Below are 3,383 nucleotides of genomic sequence, written 5' to 3' on the forward strand. Positions count from 1 at the left end.
GTGTTCGGTGAGGCGGTTCGTGGTGGTGTGGATGTGACGGTGGCGGATATCGACTGGGAGCGGTTTGTTCCCGGGTTCGTGTCGGCGCGTCCCAGCCGTCTGCTCGCGGAGCTTCCGGAAGCGGTCGCTGGCGTACCTGCGTTGCCGGCCGATGAGAGTGGGCCGATCTTGCGGGATCAGTTGGCGATGGTTCCGGCCGGGCAGCGCCAGCAGGTGCTGCTGGATCTGGTGCGCGGTCAGGCAGCGGTGGTGCTGGGGCATTCCGGGGTGCAGGCGGTGGAGCCAGGGCGGGCGTTCCGGGATCTGGGCTTCGACTCTTTGATGGCGGTCGAACTGCGCAACCTGCTGTCCGCGCGGACCGGGCTGCGACTGCCCACCACCCTCGTCTTCGACCACCCGGCACCGGCAGTCCTGGCCGCGTACCTGTCCGCCGAACTGGCCGACATCGGCGTCACCGCGGCGCCCGAGACAGCGGCCCCGGTGCTCGCGGCGGTGGACGAGCCGCTCGCCATCGTCGGAATGGCGTGCCGGTTCCCCGGCGGCGTTACCTCTCCCGCCCAATTGTGGGACCTCGTCGCCGACGGATTGGATGGCATGTCGCCGTTCCCGGCCGACCGCGGCTGGCCGTCCGACGCACCCGGTGGCGTAGGCGCATTCATCGCCGACGCTGACCGGTTCGATGCCGCGTTGTTCGGGATCTCGCCGCGTGAGGCGCTCGCCATGGATCCGCAGCAGCGGTTGCTGCTGGAGACCGCGTGGGAGGCGTTCGAGTCGGCGGGGATGGATCCGCGGTCGCAGCGTGGCCGCAGTGTGGGGGTCTTCGCCGGAACCAACGGCCAGGACTACGCACAGGTCCTCGCTGCATCGCAGGACGCCGGTGACGGGCACGCGGCTGTCGGGAACGCGGCGGCTGTGCTGTCCGGCCGGGTCTCGTACGCGTTCGGGCTCGAGGGCCCGGCAGTCACGGTGGACACGGCGTGTTCCTCGTCGCTGGTCGCACTGCACTGGGCGGGGCAGGCACTGAGGGCCGGTGAGTGCGAACTCGCCCTGGTGGGCGGTGTGACGGTGATGTCCACCCCGGCTGCGTTCACGGAGTTCGACCGGCAGGACGGTCTGGCGTCGGACGGCCGGTGCAAGGCGTTCGCGGCGGCGGCCGACGGGACGGGCTGGGGTGAAGGCGCAGGTCTGCTGCTGGTGGAGCGGTTGTCGGACGCCAAGCGCAACGGGCATCAGGTCCTTGCGGTGGTGCGTGGCAGTGCGGTGAACCAGGACGGCGCGTCGAATGGTCTGACCGCGCCGAACGGTCCGTCGCAGCAGCGGGTGATCCGCCAGGCGCTGGCGAACGCCCGGCTGACCGGCGCGGACGTCGACGTCGTCGAAGCGCACGGCACCGGCACGCGCCTTGGCGATCCGATCGAGGCGCAGGCGCTGCTGGCCACCTACGGTCAGGACCGGAGTGAGGGCGACGAGCCGCTGTGGCTCGGCTCTATCAAGTCGAACATCGGTCACACCCAGGCGGCTGCGGGCGTGGCCGGTGTGATCAAGATGGTGATGGCGTTGCGGCACGGTGTGCTGCCGGCGACGTTGCATGTGGATGAGCCGTCGCTGCAGGTGGACTGGTCTGCGGGTGCGGTGGAGCTGCTGACGGGGGCGCGTTCCTGGCCGGAGTCCGGTCGTCCGCGGCGCGCGGGCGTCTCGTCCTTCGGGATCAGCGGTACCAATGCGCACGTCATCCTCGAGGCGCCGCCTCAGCCCGAACCGGCAGCGCTCGATGCGACGCCGAAGGCGCCGGACCTGGTGCCGTGGCCGGTGTCGGCGCAGTCCGAGCCCGCCCTGCGGGCGCAGGTGGAGCGACTGCGGTGGTTCGCGGCCGAGCAGCCTGAGTTGGATCCGGTGGACGTGGGGTGGTCGCTGGCGACGACCCGGGCCGCGCTGGAGCACCGCGCGGTGCTGGCCGGCAATGCGGTCCTGGCCACCGGCGCCGCCGGTGACGGGCGTCTGGCGGTGTTGTTCACCGGGCAGGGTTCGCAGCGCGCGGGTATGGGTCTGGGGTTGTACGAGGCGTTCCCGGTGTTCGCGGAGGCTTTCGACGCGGTGTGCGCTCGGTTCGACGTCCGGATGGAGCGTCCGCTGCGCGACGTCCTGACCGATGGCGTCGGCCTCGACGGGACGATGTGGGCGCAGGCAGGCCTGTTCGCTCTCGAAGTCGCCCTCTTCCGGCTCCTCGAGTCCTGGGGCGTGATTCCGGACGTGCTTCTGGGCCACTCGCTGGGTGAGATCACCGCCGCGCACGTGTCAGGGATCCTCGACCTGGACGACGCTTGTGTGCTGGTCGCCGAGCGCGGTCGGCTGATGCAGGCACTGCCGGCCGGCGGCGGCATGCTCGCCGTCGAGGCAACCGAAGCCGACGTCGCCGACTCCGGCCTGGACATCGCGGCCGTCAACGGTCCCCGGTCCGTGGTTCTCTCCGGCGACCTCGACAGGATCAATCGCTATGCGGCCGAGTGCGTGCAGCAGGGTCTGCGAGTCAGGGTCCTGTCGGTGTCGCACGCGTTCCACTCCGCGCTGATGGAACCGATGCTGGACGAGTTCGCCACGGTCCTGTCCGGCCTGGCGTTCCACGCGGCGAGCATTCCGGTGGTGTCGAACCTGACTGGGGCCATCGCTGAACCCGGTGTCATGCAGCGGCCGGAGTACTGGCTGAACCAGGTACGGCAGCCGGTGCGTTTCGCCGACGGTGTCGCGGCGCTCGACGCGATGGGTGTGACGCGTTACGTGGAACTCGGCCCGGATGGCGTCCTGTCAGCCATGGCCCAAAGCACCTCTGTAGCAGCCGAGTTCATCTCAGTTCTCCGCAAGGACCGGGACGAGACCGACACCGCACTCACTGCGGCCGGTCGGCTGTGGACGTCCGGAATCGATGTCGACTGGACGCAGCTGTTCGCCAGTTGGGGCGGCCGGGTGGTCGATCTGCCGACGTACGCCTTCCAGCGTGAGCGCTACTGGCCGCAGCTGCCGATGCAGGAAGTCCAGGACGCGTGGCGCTACCGGATCACCTGGAAGCCGCTGGACGGCCTGCCGTCGTCGGCGGTGCTGGCCGGGGTGTGGGCGGTCGTCGGCACTGAAGTCCCTGAAGTGTCGGCCGCGTTGAAGGCTGCGGGTGCGACCGTGGTCGGTCTTCCCGTCGAGGAAGTGTCGGAGCTGCCTGACCTGGCCGGTGTGATCGTGTCCGCGTCCGGGGTGGCGGAGACGCTGGCTGTGGTGCAGGGGCTGGGTGGGGTCTCGGCTCCTTTGTGGGTGTTGACGCGGGGTGCGGTGTCGGTGGGTGGTTCGGATCGGCTCGGTGATCCGGGTCTGGCGGCGGTGTGGGGTCTGGGTCGGGT

At 70.2% G+C, this 3,383-nt stretch carries 1 protein-coding gene; it reads left to right on the top strand.

The genetic code is table 11. From position 1 onward, the window contains the following. Nucleotides 1-168: 168 nt before the first annotated feature. On the top strand, nt 169-3,383 hold a 3,215-nt coding region (locus tag ABZS61_RS34625; RefSeq protein ID WP_356430441.1), incomplete at its 3' end, for a beta-ketoacyl synthase N-terminal-like domain-containing protein.

Origin of the sequence: Streptomyces sp. NPDC005566 (assembly GCF_040605575.1) — a bacterium.
Classification (GTDB): Bacteria; Actinomycetota; Actinomycetes; order Streptomycetales; family Streptomycetaceae; genus Streptomyces.